This is a genomic window from Planococcus sp. NCCP-2050, from assembly GCF_023708025.1.
GTDB lineage: Bacteria > Bacillota > Bacilli > Bacillales_A > Planococcaceae > Planococcus.
This window is the reverse complement of the sequence record NZ_BRCX01000001.1, coordinates 1479088-1500256: the sequence shown is the minus strand read 5'-3', so window position 1 is coordinate 1500256 and position 21169 is coordinate 1479088. Positions and strand designations below refer to the sequence as shown.

Annotated in this window: 21 protein-coding genes and 1 riboswitch; of the genes, 13 read left to right on the top strand and 8 right to left on the bottom strand. The window is 45.8% G+C overall.

From position 1 onward, the window contains the following. Nucleotides 1-41 precede the first annotated feature (41 nt). Together NFU07_RS07365 and NFU07_RS07360 are read left to right on the top strand one after the other, a co-directional pair. A complete protein-coding gene (locus NFU07_RS07365; protein WP_251476298.1) occupies nucleotides 42-227 on the top strand; it encodes a hypothetical protein in 186 nt (61 codons plus the stop codon). A gap of 84 nt (nucleotides 228-311) precedes the next feature. Beyond that, the gene (locus tag NFU07_RS07360) at nucleotides 312-545 is read left to right on the top strand and encodes a DUF3953 domain-containing protein (RefSeq protein ID WP_251476296.1); all 234 of its coding nucleotides are present in this window, start codon (nucleotides 312-314) and stop codon (nucleotides 543-545) included. Between the two features lie 49 nt (nucleotides 546-594). Here NFU07_RS07360 and NFU07_RS07355 read toward each other — a convergent pair whose 3' ends face one another. The 4 genes from NFU07_RS07355 to NFU07_RS07340 all read right to left on the bottom strand — a co-directional run bounded on the left by NFU07_RS07355 (nucleotide 595) and on the right by NFU07_RS07340 (nucleotide 5494). Then, the gene (locus NFU07_RS07355) at nucleotides 595-1500 is read right to left on the bottom strand and encodes a MerR family transcriptional regulator (RefSeq protein WP_251476294.1); all 906 of its coding nucleotides are present in this window, start codon (nucleotides 1498-1500) and stop codon (nucleotides 595-597) included. 143 nt (nucleotides 1501-1643) lie between these two features. Next, nucleotides 1644-2843: an MFS transporter gene (locus NFU07_RS07350; protein WP_251476292.1), complete on the bottom strand. Its 1200-nt coding sequence runs from the start codon at nucleotides 2841-2843 to the stop codon at nucleotides 1644-1646. A 149-nt stretch (nucleotides 2844-2992) separates the two neighbouring features. Continuing rightward, nucleotides 2993-4225, bottom strand: a complete 1233-nt coding sequence (locus tag NFU07_RS07345; RefSeq protein ID WP_251476290.1) for an MFS transporter — start codon at nucleotides 4223-4225, stop codon at nucleotides 2993-2995. A 36-nt stretch (nucleotides 4226-4261) separates the two neighbouring features. Then, a complete protein-coding gene (locus NFU07_RS07340; protein ID WP_251476283.1) occupies nucleotides 4262-5494 on the bottom strand; it encodes an MFS transporter in 1233 nt (410 codons plus the stop codon). A 396-nt stretch (nucleotides 5495-5890) separates the two neighbouring features. Here NFU07_RS07340 and scpC (NFU07_RS07335) point away from each other — a divergent pair, with 396 nt between their 5' ends. From scpC (NFU07_RS07335) to scpC (NFU07_RS07325), 3 genes are all read left to right on the top strand, one after another. Further along, nucleotides 5891-7384: a succinyl-CoA:acetate CoA-transferase ScpC gene (gene scpC, locus NFU07_RS07335; protein WP_251476281.1), complete on the top strand. Its 1494-nt coding sequence runs from the start codon at nucleotides 5891-5893 to the stop codon at nucleotides 7382-7384. A 113-nt stretch (nucleotides 7385-7497) separates the two neighbouring features. After that, nucleotides 7498-8142, top strand: a complete 645-nt coding sequence (locus NFU07_RS07330; RefSeq protein ID WP_251476279.1) for a LytTR family DNA-binding domain-containing protein — start codon at nucleotides 7498-7500, stop codon at nucleotides 8140-8142. Nucleotides 8143-8370: 228 nt separating this feature from the next. Beyond that, complete coding sequence (gene scpC, locus NFU07_RS07325) at nucleotides 8371-9885, top strand: succinyl-CoA:acetate CoA-transferase ScpC (protein ID WP_251476277.1); 1515 nt, start codon at nucleotides 8371-8373, stop codon at nucleotides 9883-9885. A gap of 43 nt (nucleotides 9886-9928) precedes the next feature. Here scpC (NFU07_RS07325) and NFU07_RS07320 read toward each other — a convergent pair whose 3' ends face one another. Beyond that, complete coding sequence (locus NFU07_RS07320; protein WP_251476275.1) at nucleotides 9929-10399, bottom strand: VOC family protein; 471 nt, start codon at nucleotides 10397-10399, stop codon at nucleotides 9929-9931. 157 nt (nucleotides 10400-10556) lie between these two features. Between NFU07_RS07320 and rlmN the strand changes: the two genes are divergently transcribed. Next, entirely contained in the window at nucleotides 10557-11627 is a 1071-nt protein-coding gene (gene rlmN, locus NFU07_RS07315) for a dual-specificity RNA methyltransferase RlmN (protein ID WP_251476273.1), read from the top strand. 316 nt (nucleotides 11628-11943) lie between these two features. On the opposite strand, the gene NFU07_RS07310 is transcribed toward rlmN, so the two are convergent. The 3 genes from NFU07_RS07310 to NFU07_RS07300 are packed head-to-tail and all read right to left on the bottom strand — an operon-like array spanning nucleotide 11944 to nucleotide 15109. Further along, entirely contained in the window at nucleotides 11944-12858 is a 915-nt protein-coding gene (locus NFU07_RS07310) for a carbohydrate ABC transporter permease (protein ID WP_309296768.1), read from the bottom strand. Continuing rightward, nucleotides 12859-13770 carry a carbohydrate ABC transporter permease gene (locus NFU07_RS07305; protein WP_251476270.1) on the bottom strand — a complete coding sequence of 304 codons (912 nt, stop codon included), beginning with the start codon at nucleotides 13768-13770 and terminating at the stop codon, nucleotides 12859-12861. Between the two features lie 16 nt (nucleotides 13771-13786). After that, nucleotides 13787-15109, bottom strand: coding sequence for an ABC transporter substrate-binding protein (locus NFU07_RS07300; protein ID WP_251476268.1), 1323 nt, complete (start codon nucleotides 15107-15109; stop codon nucleotides 13787-13789). A 241-nt stretch (nucleotides 15110-15350) separates the two neighbouring features. Between NFU07_RS07300 and NFU07_RS07295 the strand changes: the two genes are divergently transcribed. From NFU07_RS07295 to NFU07_RS07265, 7 genes are all read left to right on the top strand, one after another. After that, entirely contained in the window at nucleotides 15351-16493 is a 1143-nt protein-coding gene (locus tag NFU07_RS07295; protein ID WP_251476266.1) for an ABC transporter ATP-binding protein, read from the top strand. Nucleotides 16494-16513: 20 nt separating this feature from the next. After that, nucleotides 16514-16617: riboswitch (TPP riboswitch) on the top strand. An 87-nt stretch (nucleotides 16618-16704) separates the two neighbouring features. Beyond that, nucleotides 16705-17388, top strand: coding sequence for a thiaminase II (gene tenA, locus NFU07_RS07290; RefSeq protein WP_251476264.1), 684 nt, complete (start codon nucleotides 16705-16707; stop codon nucleotides 17386-17388). 1 nt (nucleotide 17389) lies between these two features. Continuing rightward, nucleotides 17390-18175, top strand: coding sequence for a hydroxyethylthiazole kinase (gene thiM / locus NFU07_RS07285; protein WP_397443709.1), 786 nt, complete (start codon nucleotides 17390-17392; stop codon nucleotides 18173-18175). Further along, entirely contained in the window at nucleotides 18172-19008 is an 837-nt protein-coding gene (gene thiD / locus NFU07_RS07280) for a bifunctional hydroxymethylpyrimidine kinase/phosphomethylpyrimidine kinase (RefSeq protein ID WP_251476259.1), read from the top strand. Before thiM ends, thiD begins: the two co-directional genes overlap by 4 nt. Next, nucleotides 18992-19648, top strand: coding sequence for a thiamine phosphate synthase (gene thiE, locus NFU07_RS07275; RefSeq protein WP_251476257.1), 657 nt, complete (start codon nucleotides 18992-18994; stop codon nucleotides 19646-19648). Before thiD ends, thiE begins: the two co-directional genes overlap by 17 nt. Continuing rightward, entirely contained in the window at nucleotides 19645-20133 is a 489-nt protein-coding gene (gene thiW / locus NFU07_RS07270; protein WP_251476255.1) for an energy coupling factor transporter S component ThiW, read from the top strand. The genes thiE and thiW overlap by 4 nt, the downstream gene beginning before the upstream one ends. Nucleotides 20134-20235: 102 nt before the next feature. Beyond that, nucleotides 20236-21048, top strand: coding sequence for a YkuS family protein (locus NFU07_RS07265; RefSeq protein WP_251476254.1), 813 nt, complete (start codon nucleotides 20236-20238; stop codon nucleotides 21046-21048). The last annotated feature ends 121 nt before the right edge of the window (nucleotides 21049-21169 follow it).

The following is a 21169-nucleotide window of genomic DNA, read 5'->3' as shown; positions in this document are numbered from 1 at the left end:
TATAATGGAGGCAAGAGATCTGAAAGGAGTTGGCACGAAACATGAAATACACGAAATCAAAGATGGAGCAGCTCGTGAACGATCATCCGGAGCTGAAAAAGCGCTTGAAAGTATTGATGAAAGACATGGAACTGGAAAAAAGTTTTGCATTGAAAGCCTTGTATCATTCGGAAGTAACGGATAACGGACCTTACCAAAAAGATTATCAAGACTTGGATTTGCTATAAATAAAAAAACTAATCAAAATGGCCATCAACTGGATGGCCATTTTTAATTACACTGCTTTGATAAATTTTTTGGAGGCGCCGCCATTGAAAAAACTCATATTTCTTTTAGCTGCCATAGTTTTGGCTTTATCTGTCTATGTTTTGGCCGCAAAAGAATCAACTAAGACCATAATCTCTTATTTGCCACTGTTTTTAGCCCTCATGCTTATCACTTCAGGCATCACTGAATTTCGCCAAAAAAATAAGGTGATGGGGACGATGAATTTCTTGGTGAGCGGCATTGTTTTGTATTTCTTATATTCTATCCATTATTCTTAAACCCAATTTTAAAATAGAGCAATGGCCTCCGTATAAACACAAAAACCCCTTAAGCTCTGCTTAAGGGGTTTTTCGCTTGTTGATCCAGCCATTCTTGCCATGATTCGTAGGAATTGCCAAGGAACCATCTGTTTTTTTCGGCTTTCTGTTCGCTGATGCCTGCACCGCCAATTAAGAATTGCATTTCGGGCTTTTCTGCGGCAATGCTGTCGATGTATTGATTGACCACAGGCAGCATGCGCGGGGAAGAAACCGCCATACAAGTAATTTCAATATCGTGGTCGACTGTCAGTTGCGCAATGCCGTCAAGCGGCGTATTTTCACCAAAGTACATCACTTGGAAGCCATTTTCGCGCATGAACAAACTAAAGAGCAATAAGCCTAATTGGTGATGCTCGCCGCTCGGGCACAATGCCATGACTTTCGGAAGCTCAGGCGAAATCGGAAATACGCGGAAAAATTGGTTAAAGCGCTGCTGGACAATATTAGTGATCAAATGTTCATGCGCCACCGTCAACGAACCGTTTTCCCATTCTTCGCCAATCCGCACCATTAACGGCACAATGATGGAAAAGAATACAGTCCGGTAGTGGAACAACGAAAAATGGAGGTCCAATAAATAATTGAAGCGTTCGGTGTCCATTTCGGAAGCTGCCAAATACAGTTCCTGGACTTGTTTATGATAAGGCTCTGAACTTACCGGTTCAGGCGTTTTCTCTTTTTCAACAGGATTTCTTTTGGAAGCATGCAATTGCTTTACAGCTTCACTGATTTTGATGCCTCGATCTTGCACTTGAATTTTAAGCCATTTTAAATCTTCGAGGTTCTGATCCGAATAAAGCCGGTGTCCGGATTCCGTACGCGCAGGCGTAATGGCGTTATAACGGGTTTCCCACGAACGGATCGTCACTTTCGGCATATCTAAAATTTTGGCAGCTGCTTTAATATTGTACATAGCATTACCTACATTTCTTTAGATTGTTTGTATAATAATTATACAACTATATAAGGAATACCGCAAAGTTTAGCCGGAATTGTATAAGCAAGAGGCAATAAAACAAGGGCTCCTATAAAAGGAGCCCTTCGCTTTAGACTTTATTAAACGGTTGCCGTGGATTTGGCAGTTCTTGAACGTTGCCATAAAACGGTGATGAACATCGTCACTAACAGCATCGCAAGGCCCAGAATGAACGGGTAGATGATGTTGACGTCATAAAGTACACCGGCAAGAAGCGGTCCGATGACATTGCCGATGCTCATATAAGCATTGTTCATGCCCATCGCGAATCCGACTTCGCCTTCTGCCATTTTTGAAATCAGCGTGTTCAAAACAGGGCGCAAAATGGAAGTCGCCATGAAGATCACGAGCGATACGCCGAAGAACATGGCGTAGCTTCCGGCAAATAATGAAAAGAGGAAACCGACTGCTGTAACTCCGAGGAAGAAAACTAAAATCGCTACTTCTCCGAAGCGTCGGACAATGCGGTCAACGATAAATAATTGAACGATGACGCTGACGACGCCTGTAGCCGTAATCATGAAGGCGATGTCTTTAGCCGTCGAGTTGAATTGGTTGTCCAAGTACAGGCCGACTACCGATTCGTAAGCAAGCAATCCGAAACTCATAACCAATGTAATAACGAGGGGAATGAAATACGGCATTTTTACTGAACGGCCGATTTTCTTGAACATGGATTCATCATCAGGTGCAGCTGCAGCCACTACTGGGTTTTCTTCCACAGCGTCGCTGTCTTTTAAAAGCGCCACAGAAAACAGCACTGCTACTAATGAAACAAGTGCCGAAATCAGGAAAGGCAGCTTCAAGCTGTAATCAGCTAAAAATCCGCCAATCCCCGGCCCCACTACAATCCCAAGCGACATAGCAGCCGAAACGAGGCTGGTGCCTTTTGCACGCTGATCAAAAGTTGTAATATCAGCGATATAGGCGAAGATAGCTGGAACGAGCATCGCAGCCCCGATGCCGCCGATTACACGGGAAATGTAAAGGACCCAAATAAGGTCTGACGCGTAAAAGACAAACATAGAGATTGTCAGGCCGAGCAAGCCGTAGATAATCATTTTCCGGCGGCCGTATTGATCCGCCCATTTGCCGGCAATCGGAGAAAACAGGAATTGCGCGGCAGCGAAAATGGCGATCATTAAGCCGGCAGCCATACCGCCCTGATTGATCGATTCTAAATAAGAAGGCAGAATCGGAATGACAATTCCGAAACTCGCAATGGCAATGAACATATTAATCATTAAAATAAAAATCTTTTTTCGTTGGTCTGGCGACATCGAAACACCCTCATTTCTTCTATATAATGTTGTGAATATTTTTTCTCAGCTTCCCTATATTATTTGAGTACATAGTCCGTGTCAACGGAATGAACTTATGCGTTAAATTATTTTTTTGCCGAAATTTTTACAATAAAAAAGCTGAGCCTCTAAGCAAGAGGTTCAGCTTTCAATTCTTCATTGTGAATGAGTGCCAAGGCCTTAGCAGCACGTGAACTGCGCCACGCCACAGCGATTGATAAAGTGACAATCAGAAGCCCGAGTCCCAGGATAAAGGGAAGATTGATATTGAAATCGAATAGCAAACCGGCAGACAATGGCCCAAGTACATTGCCAAGGCTCATATACGAAGTGTTCATGCCCATCGCAAATCCGACTTCACCTTGCGCCATCTTCGAAATCAGGATATTGAGCACGGGACGCAGGATCGCCATCGCCAGGAAAATGACAAGCGAAACGCCAAAGAACGTGGCATAGCTTCCGGCAGCCAGTGACAGCATAAAGCCGACTGTCGCGAGAGCAAGAAATGCGATCAATACAGGCACTTCTCCGAAACGGCGAACCAGGCGGTCAACGATGAACATTTGAACAATGACACTAATTGTTCCGGTTGCTGTAATCATCAGGGCAATATCTTTCGAAGTGGAGCCATATTCCGTGGTTAAGTACATGCCGATGACCGATTCATAAGCCACCAAACCAAAGCTCATTACGAAGGTGATGATGAGCGGGATAAAATACGGCATTTTGACCGAACGCCCAATTTGTTCGAGCATCGATTCGTCTTTCGCAAATTCCTCTGCCTGCTTTTGGCTGTCTGCAGTCGGTGCAATTTCTTTCAGCATGACAAATGAGAACAGTACGGCTGTTAATGTGACGAATGCTGAAACCAAAAACGGCAGCTTCAAATCGAATTCAGCCAAAAATCCGCCGATTCCAGGTCCGATGACCAAGCCGAGCGACATGGAAGCCGTCACAAGCCCGGTTCCTTTAGCGCGCTGGGCAGGCGTAGTAATGCCTGCTACATACGTGAAGATTCCGGGGACGAGGAAAGCGTCGCCGATTCCGCCGACGATGCGGGAAGCGTACAATATCCAGATGGAATCTGTGGCATAGAACATCAGCATAGAAATGGTCAGTAGCGATAAACCGATGATGATGACTTTACGCGGTCCGTGGACATCCGCCCATTTTCCGCCGAGCGGTGAGAACAATAATTGAGCGCCGGCGAAAATGGCGATCATTAATCCGGCCGCCGTTCCTCCTTGATTGATGGAAACCAAGTAGGCCGGCAGGATAGGGACAATAATTCCGAAGCTTGCGATTGCGATAAACATATTCACCATGAGGATGGTGATTTTCTTTTTTTGTTCGGGTGACATTACAGGTAAATCCTCTTTTCTTTAAAATGAATTCTTTTATTTATCGGCCAAGGCTGAAACACTGAGATCAGTTGAAAGCTCGACCGTTTTCTTATAGCGGGATAGGTGCCAAATGGCCGTAATGGAAATTGTGATGCCAAGCATAATCAGTCCCAGGATGAAAGGGAAGACTAAATTGATATCGTAGAGCATGCCGGCAGAAATCGGGCCGATAACATTGCCAATGCCCATAAAAGAAGTGCCGAGCCCCATCGCAAATCCGACTTCGCCTTTGGCCAATTTTGAAATCAGGATATTGAGCACGGGACGAAGAATCGACATTGCCATGAATATGATCAACGTTACCAAGAAAAACAGGCTATACGTATTGGCTACAAGGGCGAGCAGGAAACCGGCCGATGCGACAATCAGGAAAGTAAGGATGACACGGACTTCCCCGAAGCGGCGAATCAGCCGTTCGACTGCGAAAAGCTGTGTCAGCACACTGACGCCTTGAATGGCGATGCACATGATGGCGATATCCTGGACGCTGGCATTGAATTCATCATTCAAGACCAAGCCGAAAATCGATTCATAGGCGATCAAACCGAAGCTCATAACAAAGGTAATGATTAAAGGAATGAAATAAGACATCTTGGTCGAACGCATAAATTTCTTGGAAAGCGACTCTTCGTCTCCGAAATCTCGGATATTTGCTTGTCCGGTTCTAGCAGGATCACTTTCTTTCAAGAAGATGGTTGAAAACAAGAACGCCGTCAAGGTAATGAAAGCAGACAATAGAAACGGTGCTTTCACACTGAACCCGGACATAAACAACATGATTACTGGTCCAGCCACAAGCCCCATGGACATAGAAGCTGCCACCAGTCCAGTGCCTTTTGCCCGCTGTTCAACGCTTGTGATATCCGCTGTATAGGCATAAACTGCAGGAATCAGAAAAGCATCGCCGATTCCGCTAATGACTCGTGAAGCGTATAGAACCCATAATGTATCGGTCAGGTAAAATAAAAAACCGCCGGCAGTAATCAGCATCAACCCGATGATGATCATTTTTCGGCGGCCGAATTGATCGGTCCATTTTCCGCCAAGGGGAGCGAACAGAAGCTGTGCGCCGGCAAAGATGGCGATAATCATTCCAGAAGCCATGCCGCCTTGGTTAATCGATTCCAGGTAAGCCGGAATGACCGGTCCTGTGATTCCGAAACTTGTTATTGTAATAAATAAAGTAATCATTAAAATTATCATCTTTTTTTGTTGGGGTGAAGCCATAAATGGTGCCTCGTTTCAAATAATATTATTTCATAAACCTCACTAGTTTTAACAACTTTCCTATATTATGATGAAAAAAACGTAAAGTCAATGATTTTTAAACATAAAAATAGTATGTTATCAAAGTAATTTATTATTTCGTTATATAAATATTCACAAAACTTATAGGCCCTGCTGGAATAGGGTTTTTAACATTAAATTATTTAAATATCATAATTTTTGCGGTCAAATAAAACGCTTACATTTAGGCGTGGAATTTTTTCTATTTGTTACAGTGCTGTGAATAACTAACTTAATATAGTAGAAACACAGCGCAGGGGTTTACGGAAGAAGGGCTGAGGTAAGGTATAATTAAGATAAATAAGAACGGCATTCAAGCCACGAAAGGTGACTGTAATGGAAAAAACCATTGAACGCATCAAAGCCATTCAATTGCAGGACCGAGTTATCGACGCCGACCTTGCAGCTTCTTGGATCCAGGACGGCATGACGCTCGGATTAAGTGGATTTACACGCGCCGGAGACGCTAAGGCGGTTCCGCTGGCACTTGTTAAACGTGCTGAAACTGAAAGCTTTAAAGTGAACATATTCACGGGTGCTTCTCTAGGTTCGGATATTGACAAACTGTTTGCAGAAGCGGGCATTGTCAACAAACGCCTGCCGTTTCAGGCAGATCCGGTGATGCGAAGAAAAATCAATGAAGGCGATTTGCTGTTTGTCGATCATCATTTGTCTCAGACGGCGGAGTGGATTAAAGCGGGTGTTATTGAACCCATTGATTTTGCCATCATCGAAGCGCTTGGAATTACAGAAGATGGATTAATCATTCCAACGACTTCTGTCGGAAACTCGGCTCTTTTTGTACAGTATGCGAAAAACGTCATTGTAGAAATTAATACAGCTCAGCCAGTTCTATTCGAAGGAATCCATGATATTTATGATACCGGCAAGCAAGGGGAGCGATCTCCGATTCCATTGACGCATGTAAGCGACCGAATCGGCGTACCGGGAATCCCGGTGGATTTGGAAAAAGTGCGTGGAATTATTTTTACGCATCAACCGGATTCACCTTCAACAATTGCAGAAGCGGATGAGGAAACGGAATTGATGGCGGAGCATTTGCTGAACTTTCTGCGTTCTGAAGTCCGGGCAGGACGGCTGACTGAAAAACTTGCTCCGCTGCAATCGGGCATCGGAACGGTGGCGAACTCTGTTCTTCATGGATTGATCGATTCTGAATTTGAAGATTTGGAGGTTTATTCGGAAGTGCTGCAGGATGCGGTGTTCGAGCTGATTGATGCCGGTAAAGTCCGTTTCGCTTCCAGTTCCTCCATCACTTTGTCTGAAGAAAAAATGAAGCAGGTATTTTCGAATTTCGAAAAATACCGGGACAAACTCATATTGCGGCCCCAGGAAATTTCCAATCACCCTGAAATCATTCGCCGCCTCGGACTGATTTCCATCAATACGGCATTGGAATTCGATATTTACGGCAACGTCAACTCGACCCATGTATCCGGGACAAAAATGATGAACGGCATCGGTGGATCCGGGGACTTTGCAAGAAATGCCCGGCTTTCCATTTTTGTGACAAAATCGATCGCAAAAGGCGGGCGGATTTCAAGTGTAGTGCCTTTCGCCACCCATATCGACCACACGGAACATGACGTCGATATCGTCGTCACGGAACAGGGCTATGCAGACCTGCGCGGACTTGCGCCGCGGGAGCGTTCGAAGCTGATCATCGAAAATTGTGTACATCCGACATACAAGAAAAAAATGCTTGAATACTACGAGGAAGCACTGGAACGAGGAGGGCAAACGCCGCATGTTCTGGAAAAAGCTTTCTCTTGGCATGGAAAATTAGCTCAAACCGGCACGATGCTTTAGAAAGAAACGCAGCAGCTGTCCTATTACGGGCAGCTGTTTTAACTTTTAGTGATAGTCAGGAGACAGACCTGTATCATTAAGAAATAATAGTGAAGAAAGGCAGGGGCCGTCTTATGGAATGGTTTACACAAAGCTCGTTGCTTGATGTCATGGGAGAATTGTTCTCCGATGAAGTATCGATTGTCGTCACCAATACGAAAGAATATGTCTACTACCGGCCGAGCAAAAGAATCGATTTGAAAATTCGTCCCGGAGATCCGATAAAAGAAGGCAGCATGGCGCATATGGCATTAACAACTAATCAAAAATCTTCTGAATTCGTCGATCGGGATGTTTTTGGGGTGCCTTATCATGGAATGGCTGTGCCTTTTGAAAAAGAAGGGGCGCTCGAAGGCTGTGTGATTGCCATTTATCCGGCGCTCACCGAAGGGAAATCGGTGGTGACAGTAAAAACTTCCGATGGTTGGAAGCCCATTCCTTTTGCGCAAGTGGCTTATTTGGAAGTGAAAGAGCGGAAAACCCATGTCTATGCAGCTGAGCTATCCGGCACCAATAAAAGTACCTTGCAGGAATTTGAATTTTTATTGCCGCGGGATATGTTCATTCGTTGTCACCGCTCGTTTATCGTCAATGTTCATCATATAAAAGAAATTTATCCGGATACTCATTCCACTTTTGTGCTGGCAATGAACAATGGAGACCGAATTCCCGTCAGCCAATCCTACTCAAGTTATTTTCGGAAAATGCTCGGATTTTAGAAAATGCTGCTTGAGGCGGAAAATTTTCTGCCTCACTCATTTTTCTCACTCTTCTAACCGGTAAAACACATTTTAGACACATTTTAAGATAAAGTTATCTAATAATTAAAAAACTAGTCCCTAATTAGATTGAATGCGGATTTTGACTGAGCGCACGCTCATGAAAACGCTTTATCTTGTGAATATATGCTGTTTTATTGACTAAAAATCGGAAAGAGAGTGATCAATATGGAGAACAAACTTGGACGCATCAAGGCGGCTGAATTACAGCAGCGCATCGTGACACCGGAAGAGGCTGCTTCATGGATCCATGACGGAATGACTTTAGGCCTTAGCGGATTTACGCGTGCTGGCGACGTGAAAGCGGTTCCTTTTGCTTTGGTAAAGCGGGCAGAAACGGAAAACTTTAAAGTGAACATCTTTACTGGCGCGTCACTCGGATCAGATATCGACCGCATATTTGCAGAAGCGGGCATTGTCAACAAACGCTTGCCGTTCCAAGCCGAGCCGGCGATGCGCAAAAAAATCAATGAAGGCGAAATGCTTTTTGTCGACCATCATTTATCCCACACAGCTGAATGGGTCAGATCTGGGGTCACTGAACCGATTGATTTTGCGATTGTGGAAGCGCTGTCCATTACTGAGGATGGCATGATCATTCCGACGACTTCTGTCGGAAACTCTTCTGTTTTTGCCAAGCACGCAAAAAACATCATCGTGGAAATCAACATGGCCCAGCCTGAATTATTTGAAGGGCTGCACGACATTTATGATACCGGCAAACAAGGCGAGCGTTCACCGATTCCATTGACAACAGTCGATCAGCGCATCGGAACGATCGGCATTCCAATCGATATGGAAAAGGTCAAAGGGATTGTCTTCACAGAACAATTGGATTCACCGTCCACCATTGTTGCGCCTGATGCCGAAACCAAAATCATGGCTGATCACTTGCTTGAATTTTTCCGTGCTGAAATCCGGGCGGGGAGATTGACGGAAACTTTGGCACCGTTGCAGTCAGGCATCGGATCAGTCGCGAATGCGGTTCTCCACGGCATGCTGGATTCGGAGTTTGAAGGATTGGAAGTCTATTCGGAAGTGCTGCAGGACGCGGTCTTCGATTTGATCGATGCCGGCAAAGTGGAATTCGCTTCTTGCTGTTCCATCACCTTGTCAGAGGAAAAGATGAAACAGGTCTTCAGTGAATTCGATAACTATCGCAATAAAATCGTCATGCGCCCACAGGAAATTTCCAACCATCCGGAAGTGATCCGCCGCCTTGGTTTGATTTCCATCAATACAGCGCTGGAATTTGATATTTACGGCAATGTCAATTCAACGCATGTGTGCGGAACGAAAATGATGAACGGCATCGGCGGATCAGGCGACTTTGCCCGCAATGCCCGTCTAGCGATCTTTGTAACGAAATCCATTGCCAAAGGCGGCAATATCTCAAGCATCGTGCCTTTCGCATCTCATATCGACCACACGGAACATGACGTGGATGTCGTCGTCACTGAACAAGGCTACGCCGATCTTCGTGGACTTGCGCCGCGTGAACGTGTTGAAGTGATTATCGAAAACTGTGTGCATCCTTCTTACCGGGGAGCGCTGCGTGAATATTATGAAGAGGCATTGACGCGCGGAGGGCAAACGCCGCACGTTTTGGAGAAAGCTTTCTCATGGCATGCTAATTTTGCGAAGCACGGCTCCATGCTTCCTAAAAAAGAACAACTTGTCTAAACGAATAAAACCAGCTGATCGGTAAAAAATCAGCTGGTTTCTTTTATTTATTGGCGTACATTTCAGAGGTATTTCGCGTATAAAGCTCTATGATATTGCCGAAAGGATCTTCGGTGTAGACCAGGAAATGCGGCTTGCCTTTCGTCGTTTGCCAGATTTTGCTGCGCTGTTTGCCTCCGTGCTGGACAATTCGTTCAATCGATTCCACTAAATTATCGACAATCAGGCAAATGTGGAAAAATCCCTTATGGAGCGGAGGATTTTCATCGTTGAAAGCGGGTTGTTGGAATTCGAATAATTCGATGCCGATTCCATTATGCGACATTAAATGGGCATTGCGCATTTTTTGTATATCGGTTCCTTGCAAATCTTGTGTCATGTTTTCTTCGTCTGCTTCAACCGCTTCAAATTCAAATGGCCCTGCCAATGTGTAAAATCCGAATACTTTGCTGTACCAGTCAATGGCTTGGTCGAGATCCGGAACCGCTAAGCCGATGTGCGTAATTTCTCCCATAAACAGACCTCCTTTACCCGATTCTTTACCCGGAAATGCCGAAGATTAGACAATCTTAAAGACAGATTTTTCTGTGTAAACAAAAATAGTTGTTGTCAAGCCATATTTTTAGTATTATAATAAGCAATTGTGAAATTCTGAAATGAGGGTTCTAATAATGAAAAATTCCATCTATGGTATGACGATCGATCAGCTAAAAGAATGGTTTTTAGAAAATGGACAGAAAAAGTACCGTGCTGAACAAGTATGGGACTGGTTATATATTAAACGCGTGACTGAATTTTCCCAGATGAACAATCTGAGCAAAGAAGTCATTGAATTACTGGAAAATAACTTTGCCATCCGTACGCTTGAAGAAGCGGTAAAACAGGAATCGGCAGACGGCACGATTAAATTCCTCTTCCGTTTACAAGATGGAAACTTGATCGAAACCGTTTTGATGCGTTTTAAATACGGAAACTCGGTCTGCGTAACGACTCAAGTCGGATGCAACATCGGCTGCAGTTTCTGCGCCAGCGGACTTTTGAAAAAGAGCCGCGATTTAAATGCGGGCGAAATCGTTGAGCAGATCATGCAAGTACAAGCTCACTTTGATGCTCAGCAAAAAGATGAGCGCGTGAGCCATATCGTTGTTATGGGTATCGGCGAACCGTTCGACAACTATACGAACTTGATGGGCTTCTTGAATGTCGTCAACTCCCAAAAAGGTTTGGCTATCGGAGCTCGCCACATCACGGTATCGACAAGCGGAATCGTACCGAAAATCTACGACTATGCGGATGAAGGCTTGCAAGTTAACTTGGCCATCTCCATCCATGCGCCGAACAATGAATTGCGTTCACGCATTATGAAAATCAACAAAGCGTATCCAATCGAGAAATTGATGGCTGCGATCGATTACTATTTGGAGAAATCAAATCGCCGCATCACATTCGAATATATTTTATTGCGCGACGTGAACGACCATGTCGAAGAAGCGAATCAATTGGCGAAATTGCTTGAAGACAAGCGCCATCTGTCATACGTCAACTTGATCCCGTACAACTCGGTCAGCGAACACGATCAGTATCAGCAAAGCACGCCGGAAGCCATCAGTGCATTCTACGATGCATTGAAGAAAAAAGGCATCAACTGTGGCGTTCGCCAAGAACAAGGCGCCGACATCGATGCAGCTTGCGGACAATTGCGCAGCAAGCAAATCAAAAAAGAAAAAACAGCTGCTGTTTAAGAGCAGGGTAAAAGGGCATCCGGACATTCGGGATGCCCTTTTTTGTATGCTTGAATTGCTGAGCGCAAATAACAATGTTTTAACGCAAATAAAATCCGCTGAGCGCAAATAAAAATTTCTAAGCGCAAATAAACTTCCTTTGAACGCAAATAAAAAAATTTAAACGCAAATAGCCTTCGCTTCTCGCAATTGAAAGCGCATTTCACCAGAAAAACGCAACATTTCTGGACATGCATCCGCGCGTGTTCAGGGCAAGACGCTTTTCGAGTGAAAAAACCCTTCGCAAATTTCTGCGAAGGGTTTTTTGCAACTACATTTATTTTCCGCCGGACTGGAGGTTGATGCCTTGGATAAAGTATTTCTGGAAGAAGAAAAACAATAGAATGACGGGGAGGAGCACGAGAAGCGATCCTGCCATCAAGTAATTCCATTGCGTATCCAGCTGCCCTTTAAACACGGCTAGCCCGAGCTGCAAGGTATAGAGATTTTCATCATTCAAGTAGAGAAGCGGGCCAAGAAAATCATTCCAAGCGCCGTTAAATGAGAAAATTGCTACGGTCGCGAGTGCTGGCTTCGTCAACGGAAGTCCGATTTTCCACCAAATGTAGAAATGGCTGGCCCCTTCGATTTTTGCTGCTTCGATCAGTTCTGTCGGAATGGTCATATAAAACTGGCGAAGCAGGAAAATGTAAAAGGCACTTCCGAAAAAGTGCGGAACGATGAGCGGATAATACGTATTGACCCATCCCAATTTAGAAAATAGCACGTATTGGGGAATCAGCGTAACAAATCCGGGAATCATCATGGTCGAAAGCACAATGGCGAACCAGACGTTTTTACCGCGGAACGGAATTTTTGCAAATCCGTAGGCAATAAACGAATTCGCCAATACACTTCCGATCACAACCAAGGTTGTGATGGTCAAGGTATTGATTGTGTAGGTAGTAAAAGGCGCTACTTGCCAGGTACGGATGTAATTCCCCCATTCCCACGATTTTGGGAAGAAAGAAGGGGGATAGGACATGACTTCTGCCATCGTCTTCAGAGACGTCGCAAACATCCACCAAAGCGGCGACAAGATTAGCAGGCTTCCCGCTGCCAATAAAACGAAATTGAAAAGGCGCCACATATTATTGCGGTTTCCGCGATGTTCAAAAAATCCGGTTTTTGAAATCGTCTGAAGTTTTTCCGGTTCATCGAGATAAGCTGTTTTTTCTTCCGGCTTGTCCATTTACTTGTCCTCCCCTTCATAATGCACCCAACGGGGAGCAAGTTTCAGGTTAATGACGGTCAAAATGAATACGATGACGAATAGAATCCACGACATTGCCATGGCGTAGCCCATATCGAAATTCTCGAATGCCTGGTTCCACATATACAAATTGTAGAACAAGAGGGAATTGGCGGGACCGCCTTCACCATTCCCGGACATAATGTAAGCTTCCTGGAAAATTTGGAAGCCCCCGATTAAACTGGTCACCACGTCGAAGAAAATGACGGGCGTAATCATAGGGATGGTGATATGGACGAATTGCCGCCATCGGCTTGCGCCGTCAATTTCAGCAGCTTCATACAGTGATTTGGAAACGCCTTGCATGCTTGCAAGGTAGAGGAGCATCGAACCGCCGACGCTCCACAATTTCATCAGGATTAAAGATGGCTTAGTCCAATCCGGGTCAAAGAGCCAGTTCGGCCCATCGATGCCGACCCAGCCTAATAGCAGGTTGACCATCCCGGTTCCGGGTTCCAGCAATTGCATCCATAAAAGGTAGACTCCGACGCCTGATAGAATTGCCGGCAAATAGTATAAAGTCCGGAAAAAACGGATTCCCGGTACATCCTGATTTAAAAGGGCCGAAAGGAAGATGGCACCTAATGTCGTCAACGGGACAGAAAGCAGGACATAGTACAGCGTATTCCACAAAGAAGTCCGAAAAAGACCATCTTCCACGATAAGCGTTTGGTAGTTTTCAACTCCGATGAATTCCATCTGTGATGTTATATTGTAATCTGTGAAACTTCCCGCAAATGAAAAAAGCAATGGCCCAGCGGTAAAACCGATGAAACCGATGATGAACGGCAATATGAAAATGTAACCGTAGATGCTTTCTTTGCGCCTCATGGACAATCCTCTTTTTCCCAAAGGACCTCCTCCTAACTTATTGATTTTTTTCGATTAAGCTTTCTACATCCGTCTGGGCTTTTTCGAGTGCCTCTTCAGCCGTTTTTGATCCAAGGAAGAACTCATCGACCTGCGGATTAATGTAGTTGAAATAGCTAGGAGCTGTTACTGGTGCCGGCGTCAGCAAAGTATCTTCCATGCTGTCGACGGCCATTTGATAAACCATCTGGCCTTGTTCTGTCAGCTCATCGGATTCTGCAGCAGCCTCAGCTGCTTCGATGTTCGCTACGTTATCGAAGTTCTTAACCGCCCAGTATTCTTGCGCTTCGGCGCCAGTCAAGTATTCGATGAATTTCCATGCAGCTTCCGGATCGCTTGAGCCTTCGGGAATTTCAGCTACAAATCCGCCGCCCCAGCTCGTATGGCCGTTTCCTTCCTCGTATTCAGGCATCTGGACAACACCGAAATTCAAATCTTTCGCATAATCGCGGATTTGCGTATAAAAAGTCGGCTGTTGAACAATCATTGCCAAGTCGCCGCTGAAGAATGGGTTTCCTTGCTGGCTATCGATTTGGGCTTGGAAGGAGTTGACAACATCTTCACCGATGCGCTCTTTCCACGATTTTAGCCAGTTCAGGACTTCGACATTCTTTTCCGTATTGATATTGACGGTTTCGGTATTATGATCCGGCCCGAAATAGTTTTCGCCATTGGCGTTCAAAAGCCAGACATCGTAGCCAACTCCCCATAATGGGTAAAAGCCGAGACGGTCGTAGCTATTGCCGTTTTTGATATCCAATTTCGCTGCATATTCTTCCAGTTCAGCCCATGTTTCCGGCGGATCTTCTGGATCCAGCCCCACTTCTTCGAAGGCATCTTTATTATAGAAAAGGACGCGTGTATCAGTATTAAAAGGGATTCCGTATGAATCGCCTTCGTGAAGTGTAGCATTCCAAAGTTCTGGGTAGAATTTCTCTGAGAAACTGTCATCGTAGAATTCCGATAAGTTCATTGCTTGTTGTTCCTGTCCGCGGATTGCTGTGGCATTAATATCGTTAATGACAACATCAGGAGGATTGCCGGCAGCAATCGCCGCTAATTCCTTCGTCCAGATATCTCCCCAAGGGCTATACGTGTGCTTGACTTCGATCTCATCCTGGGATGCGTTAAAATCTTCAACGATTTTATCGACAATCGGACGGCGGATTTCAGAACCCCAGAATGTCCAAAAATCTACAACCACTTTACCGTCTTCATTAACCGCTTCTTCATCATTATTGCTGGTCTTGAAGCCGGCGCAACCACTTAACATTAAAGTAAGGCCAACAAGCGCGATGATGAATATCTTCATGTTTTTCATCCGGTTTCACTCCTTTAAGTTTATAAATACTGCTTTATTTACCGTGAAATTACTTTGATTGACGAAGTAATTAGGGGTACTCGAAAGAATTATTTATACTCGATCCTCCTTTCAAATTGAAGAAGCATAGAAGCTCCTTCTTGTGGGTAAGTATATAACAAGTTCTTCTGCTTTTCTATGTTGTATTTGTAATAAACAGAAAACTGTATATAATTAAGAAAAAGAAATGGGGAAATTGAAAATGGCAGAGATTTCAATTAAAAATCTGGGGAAAACCTATGACAACGGCGCAACAGCGGTAACAGACTTTAATCTTGAAATCCAGAATGAGGAGTTCATCGTCTTCGTTGGTCCTTCGGGCTGTGGGAAATCGACGACTTTGCGTATGATTGCTGGCCTCGAGGAGATAACGGAAGGCGAATTCTTCATCGATGGAAAACGGATGAATGAGGTCCAGCCGAAAGAGCGGGATATTGCCATGGTTTTTCAGAACTACGCTTTATATCCCCATATGACGGTCTTCGAAAACATGGCTTTTGGACTAAAATTGCGTAAGTTTAAGAAAGCGGATATCCGAAAGCGCGTAGAAGATGCGGCGGACATTCTTGGCTTGCGGGAATACTTGGATAGAAAACCGAAAGCTTTGTCAGGCGGGCAGCGGCAGCGGGTGGCGCTCGGGCGCGCAATTGTCAGGGATGCCAAGGTATTCCTCATGGATGAGCCTCTTTCAAACTTGGATGCAAAACTGCGCGTCCAAATGCGGGCGGAAATTGCTAAGCTGCATCATCGGCTGAAAACTACGACCATTTATGTCACGCATGACCAGACCGAAGCGATGACGATGGCAACGCGCATTGTCATTATGAAGGACGGCCATATCCAGCAAGTCGGCAGCCCGAAAGAAGTCTACGATTTTCCAGCCAACCGTTTTGTTGGGGGCTTCATCGGGTCGCCGGCAATGAACTTTTTTGATGGACGATTGGAAAAAGGGGCATTTGTGTTGGGAGATCGGACAATTAGCATCCCGCGGGAAACCTTGGATGTTCTGAATAGCCGCGGGTATGAAGGCAAGCATCTGACACTTGGAATTCGGCCGGAACATATCCACGTCAACAGCGAAGATTTATCCGGGCTCCCGGTCAGTGAGTTTGATGCGACGATCACCGTTTCCGAATTGACCGGTGCAGAAACCATTCTCTATGCCACTTATGCTGAACAGGAATTTATTGCGCGCGTTGAGGCAGATACCGCGATCGAGCCGGGCCATACAGCTCGCCTGGCTTTTGATATGTCGCATGCCCACTTTTTTGATACCGAGAATGGGATGCGCATCAAAGCTGAAAACTCAGATAAATCTTTTGCAGAAGTTGAATCTGTGCTATAGTGATTTCGACAACCAAATAAAACACCCACTAGGGGAGCCGGATATCGGCTGAGACGGGCATAAGCCCGGACCCTTTGAACCTGATCTGGATCATACCAGCGTAGGGAAGTGGCGAGAAGCATGCTATTTCTCTATCTTTCAATGCATACGCACACGCCGCTTTCCTTAACTGGAGAGTGGCGTTTTTATTTGCAAAAAAGGAGATGGCGAAATGAAATTTTGTGAAGAAGTCCGGTTGGAGTGCAATGGATTATGGGAAGCAAGTTTTGAACATCCGTTTGTCAAAGGAATCGCAGACGCGACACTGCCTTTAGACATTTTTCGCTATTACGTTATGCAGGATGCCTATTACTTAACACATTTTGCAAAAGTACAGGCAATCGGTGCGGTAAAAGCCAAAGATTTAGAAACGACCAAGCGCTTCGCATTTCATGCCGAGCATACTTGTGCAGCTGAAATGGCTTTGCACGAATCATTCATGAAACTTCTTGGAGTGACCGAAGAGGATTGGGCTGAGTTTGAACCATCGCCGAATGCTTACGCGTATGTATCGCATATGTACCGCTCGGCTGAAGGGGATTTGGCGGACGTCCTCGCTTCAATTCTTCCTTGTTACTGGCTTTATCAGGAAATCGGCGACCGGCTTAAAGAAGCGAAGCCGGATCATCCAATCTACAGCCGCTGGATCGAAACTTATGGCGGAGAGGAATTTGCGGCACTTGTAAACGAACAGATCGAGCGGATGGACTTTCTCGCAGAAGGACTAACCGAAACACGACGCAAAGAACTGAAGGACCGTTTCCGCAGAAGCAGCTATTACGAATGGAATTTTTGGGAACAAGCTTGGACGATGCAGACATGGACGGTAAAGCCATACACGAAGGCGGGTGTTTAAAGTGAGTGAGAAATTGCGCGCTGAAAATCCGATTGTCCACTGCATTACGAATCACGTCGTTTCAAATTTCCAGGCCAATGGATTGCTTGCAATTGGAGCTTCTCCGATCATGGGTGAAGCGCCGGAAGAGGCCGCTGAACTTGCGGCAATTGCTGGAGCCGTGTCACTCAATATTGGAACTTTGAACGCTCAAACTTTGGAAAGCATGATCATTGCCGGAAAGACAGCGAATCAATTGGGCCGCCCTGTCGTATTGGATCCTGTAGGTGTAGGAGCGACAGCTTTCAGAGCGGCTGCGGCTAAAAGAATTTTAACGGAAGTGAATATTGCCGTGCTGCGCTGCAATGCAGGCGAGCTTGCCGCGATTTGCGGAACCGAATGGCAAGGGAAAGGGGTCGATGCCGGCAGCGGTGAAGCGGATGTGAAGCAGCTGGCAGTCGAAGCTGCCGGTAGGCTCGGGCTGGTTGTAGCTGTAACAGGTTCAACTGATATTGTTACGGACGGAAAAGAAATCGTGGAAATTCCTTTTGGGCACCCGCTCATGTCGGCGATTACGGGATCTGGCTGCCTGTTAAGCGCAGTGGTTGCCGCCTATCTAGCCGTCTATCCGGAAAAGGTTTTAAGTGCTGCCGCAGAAGCCTTGCGTTTTTACGGGGAAGCGGGGGAGCGGGCAAGCCATTCAGCTCCTGAACCTGGCAGTTTTCAAATCGAATTCCTGAACCAATTGTCTCGAACTGGAAAAGGCGATACCGAACTGCCAACCGGAAAGGAGCTGCAGCAAAAATGATTCCACAAGTATTAACCATTGCCGGATCGGATTCTGGAGGAGGAGCAGGAATTCAAGCGGACATTAAAACATTCCAGGAACTCGGAGTTTATTCGACTTCTGTTCTGACGGCCGTGACCGCTCAGAATACGCTAGGCGTTGCCGCTATTTACCCAATGGCAAGAGAAGCCGTTCAGACTCAATTGCAGGCTGTCGGAAAGGATTTTCAGCTAGCGTCATTGAAAACCGGAATGTTATTTAATGAAGAAATCATTGAAGAAACGGCCAAGTGGATTCGGCATTTCAATTGGCGGCAGCTGGTTGTCGACCCGGTCATGATTGCAAAAGGCGGAGCGAATTTATTGCGCGCAGAAGCAGGGGCTGCACTTAAAAAGGAATTGCTGCCCTTAGCTGCCGTGGTGACACCGAATGTACCGGAAGCGGAAGTCTTGAGCGGTATCGAAATCATTGACTCCGCGTCCCGGAAACTGGCGGCGCAAAAGATCCTGTCGTATGGCCCTGAGTCGGTCATCATCAAAGGAGGCCATGGCAAGGACGAAAATGTCGCAGAAGATTTCTTTCTTGGTCAGGACGGTGAAGAGATGCTGTTCCGGTCGCCTCGAATTGCGACAGTGCAAACACATGGAACCGGCTGTACCTTTTCAGCAGCGCTGACTGCGGAACTGGCAAAAGGAAAATCGCTTAAAGACGCGGTTTACACGGCTAAACAATTTATCCATGCAGCTTTGAGCAGTGAATTGAATATCGGAGCTGGCCACGGGCCGACCAATCACGCCGCCTACCGGAAATATATGAACGAAAGAAGGGAAATGAATTATGTCGAAATTCAGTGAAAGACCGGTCGTTTATTTTATTCTTGGAACGGAGAATGCGGGAGGAAAAGATCCATTAGCAGTTTTGGAAGAGGCTTTAAAAGCCGGCATCGATTATTTTCAGTTGCGGGAGAAAGGGCCCAATGCGTTGAAGGGCGCGGAGTTGCTGAAATTTGCGCTCGACTGTAAAGAGTTGTGCCAGCGCTACCAAACCCCTCTCCTGGTCAATGACGATATAGAGCTAGCCTGGGCAATTGGCGCAGACGGCGTCCATATCGGCCAGGACGACGCACCAGCTGCAGCGGTTCGCAAAATTTTGGGTGCTGACAAACTGCTCGGCGTTTCGGTGCATTCCTTGGCGGAGGCAAAACAGGCAGTAGAAAGCGGAGCGGATTATGTTGGCATGGGACCTGTATTTGCGACTTCAACAAAGGCTGATGCGAAACCACCAGCTGGAGTGGCAGGCATCCAAACGGTTAAGGAAGCTTATCCAAACCTGCCGATTGTCGGGATTGGCGGAATCAGTTCTGAAAATGCTGCCGCTGTTTGGAAAGCAGGGGCTTTGGGAGTTGCGGTCATCACCGCTATTTCACATGCCGCTGATATTGCAGCAGAAGTATCAGCCTTAAGAGATTCAGCGATGGAAGGTGCCCATAAATGAAAACGAGAAAATTGGTCATCCTTGCCATGCTTTCGGCAATAAGCGTGGCAGGTTCTGCATTTGTTTCTTTCCCAGCCGGCATTGCACGCGCCTATCCGATCCAACATGCGGTGAACGTGATCACAGCGGTTATTTTCGGACCTGCCGCTGCAGTATTAGTGGCTTTCCTGACAGCAGTCGTCCGGGTTATGACAGGCACCGGCTCGTTGCTTGCTTTTCCGGGTGGCATGATCGGTGCATTGCTTGCCGGGTTGCTTTATATGAAATTCGGCAAAGTTTGGATAGCGGCACTCGGGGAAGTGGTCGGCACCGGCATTCTCGCCGCACTCATTGCAGTTCCTTACGCCAAATTATTGATGGGCACAGAAGCGGCAGCGCTGTTCTTCATGCCGCCATTTCTCGTCTCCAGCTTATCCGGAGCTATTCTTGGGGCAGTGATTGTTCGCCGTCTAGTTATGAGCCAAGCGAAATTACCCTTATATTAAAAATGTTTCATTCTTGCTACTGCGTTTATCCGACCGCTAAAGAGGGGAAATAAAACACTATAAGCAAAATTGAGACAAATTTGAAAAGGGAGTGGACAAAAGATGGTGAAAATTGCAGTAGAAGAACCGTTTGTATCCGTAAAAAATGCATTAGAACAAAAAGGCTATAAAGCGGAAATGTTGACCGACAAGACAGATTCAATGGACTACGATTGCGTAGTCGTCCGAGATCAAGAGGATTTAGCTGATTTTCACATGAATGTCCCTCTTGTTGATGCAAGAGGACGCACTTTGCAGGAAATCGTTGATGAAGTGGAAGAACGCTTAGTGCGGACTGGGAAAATTGATCAACCCTTGTCGCAAACTGGAGGCAAAGGCGGCGTTGGCAGCTCTGCATTTATTAAAGGAGCGGCTACAGGCGCCATTATTGGTGCAGCAGCCGGCCTTCTATTGACACCGAAAAGCGGTAAGGAAATGCAAGCAGTAGTAAAAGATAAAACTTCCGGCTCTTCGCAAAAACTTTCCGATACCGCGGGCAAAACGAAAGAAAAATTGAGCGACACAGTTGGGCAAGTCAAAGACAAAGTCGGACAAGTTAAAGAAAAAGCTTCCGGCGCAACAGAAGCAACAAAAGGCAAAGTCGATGAGCTGAAAGCGAAGCGTACGGAGAAAAAAGAAGAAAAAGAATTGAAGAAGCAGGAAAAAGTTGTCATCAAAGAAGCAAAAGCAGAAGAAAAAGCGAAAAAAGAGCACGAAAAAGCAGAGAAGCAAGTTGAAAAAGAAGTGAAGAAAGCTGAAAAAGAAGCCGATCAAGATAAAGGCAAAACGCAGGTAGTGGAATTGGGCGATGCCGATATCACGCAAAATGATTCAGGCGGCGCAACCATTACACCGAAGAATAAAGACAATAAATAATAAAACGATGGCTCAGGATCCGTTTTTAACGGGTTCTGAGCCATTTTTGATGTTACAGACTTTGGTTTATGAGCGAGTTTGAGTCGAATACGAGGGACTTTTCCATATTAATGAGCGACTT

What these genes read in the sequence shown, in the direction of transcription:
- NFU07_RS07295 (WP_251476266.1), top strand. Translation starts at nt 15,351, where the DNA reads ATGGCAGAGATTTCAATTAAAAATCTGGGGAAAACCTATGACAACGGC.
- NFU07_RS07365 (WP_251476298.1), top strand. Translation starts at nt 42, where the DNA reads ATGAAATACACGAAATCAAAGATGGAGCAGCTCGTGAACGATCATCCG.
- NFU07_RS07345 (WP_251476290.1), bottom strand. Translation starts at nt 4,225, where the DNA reads ATGTCACCCGAACAAAAAAAGAAAATCACCATCCTCATGGTGAATATG.
- NFU07_RS07340 (WP_251476283.1), bottom strand. Translation starts at nt 5,494, where the DNA reads ATGGCTTCACCCCAACAAAAAAAGATGATAATTTTAATGATTACTTTA.
- thiE (WP_251476257.1), top strand. Translation starts at nt 18,992, where the DNA reads ATGTCGAAATTCAGTGAAAGACCGGTCGTTTATTTTATTCTTGGAACG.
- NFU07_RS07320 (WP_251476275.1), bottom strand. Translation starts at nt 10,399, where the DNA reads ATGGGAGAAATTACGCACATCGGCTTAGCGGTTCCGGATCTCGACCAA.
- scpC (WP_251476277.1), top strand. Translation starts at nt 8,371, where the DNA reads ATGGAGAACAAACTTGGACGCATCAAGGCGGCTGAATTACAGCAGCGC.
- NFU07_RS07355 (WP_251476294.1), bottom strand. Translation starts at nt 1,500, where the DNA reads ATGTACAATATTAAAGCAGCTGCCAAAATTTTAGATATGCCGAAAGTG.
- NFU07_RS07310 (WP_309296768.1), bottom strand. Translation starts at nt 12,858, where the DNA reads ATGGACAAGCCGGAAGAAAAAACAGCTTATCTCGATGAACCGGAAAAA.
- NFU07_RS07265 (WP_251476254.1), top strand. Translation starts at nt 20,236, where the DNA reads ATGGTGAAAATTGCAGTAGAAGAACCGTTTGTATCCGTAAAAAATGCA.
- NFU07_RS07350 (WP_251476292.1), bottom strand. Translation starts at nt 2,843, where the DNA reads ATGTCGCCAGACCAACGAAAAAAGATTTTTATTTTAATGATTAATATG.
- rlmN (WP_251476273.1), top strand. Translation starts at nt 10,557, where the DNA reads ATGAAAAATTCCATCTATGGTATGACGATCGATCAGCTAAAAGAATGG.
- thiD (WP_251476259.1), top strand. Translation starts at nt 18,172, where the DNA reads ATGATTCCACAAGTATTAACCATTGCCGGATCGGATTCTGGAGGAGGA.
- NFU07_RS07300 (WP_251476268.1), bottom strand. Translation starts at nt 15,109, where the DNA reads ATGAAAAACATGAAGATATTCATCATCGCGCTTGTTGGCCTTACTTTA.
- thiW (WP_251476255.1), top strand. Translation starts at nt 19,645, where the DNA reads ATGAAAACGAGAAAATTGGTCATCCTTGCCATGCTTTCGGCAATAAGC.
- scpC (WP_251476281.1), top strand. Translation starts at nt 5,891, where the DNA reads ATGGAAAAAACCATTGAACGCATCAAAGCCATTCAATTGCAGGACCGA.
- NFU07_RS07330 (WP_251476279.1), top strand. Translation starts at nt 7,498, where the DNA reads ATGGAATGGTTTACACAAAGCTCGTTGCTTGATGTCATGGGAGAATTG.
- tenA (WP_251476264.1), top strand. Translation starts at nt 16,705, where the DNA reads ATGAAATTTTGTGAAGAAGTCCGGTTGGAGTGCAATGGATTATGGGAA.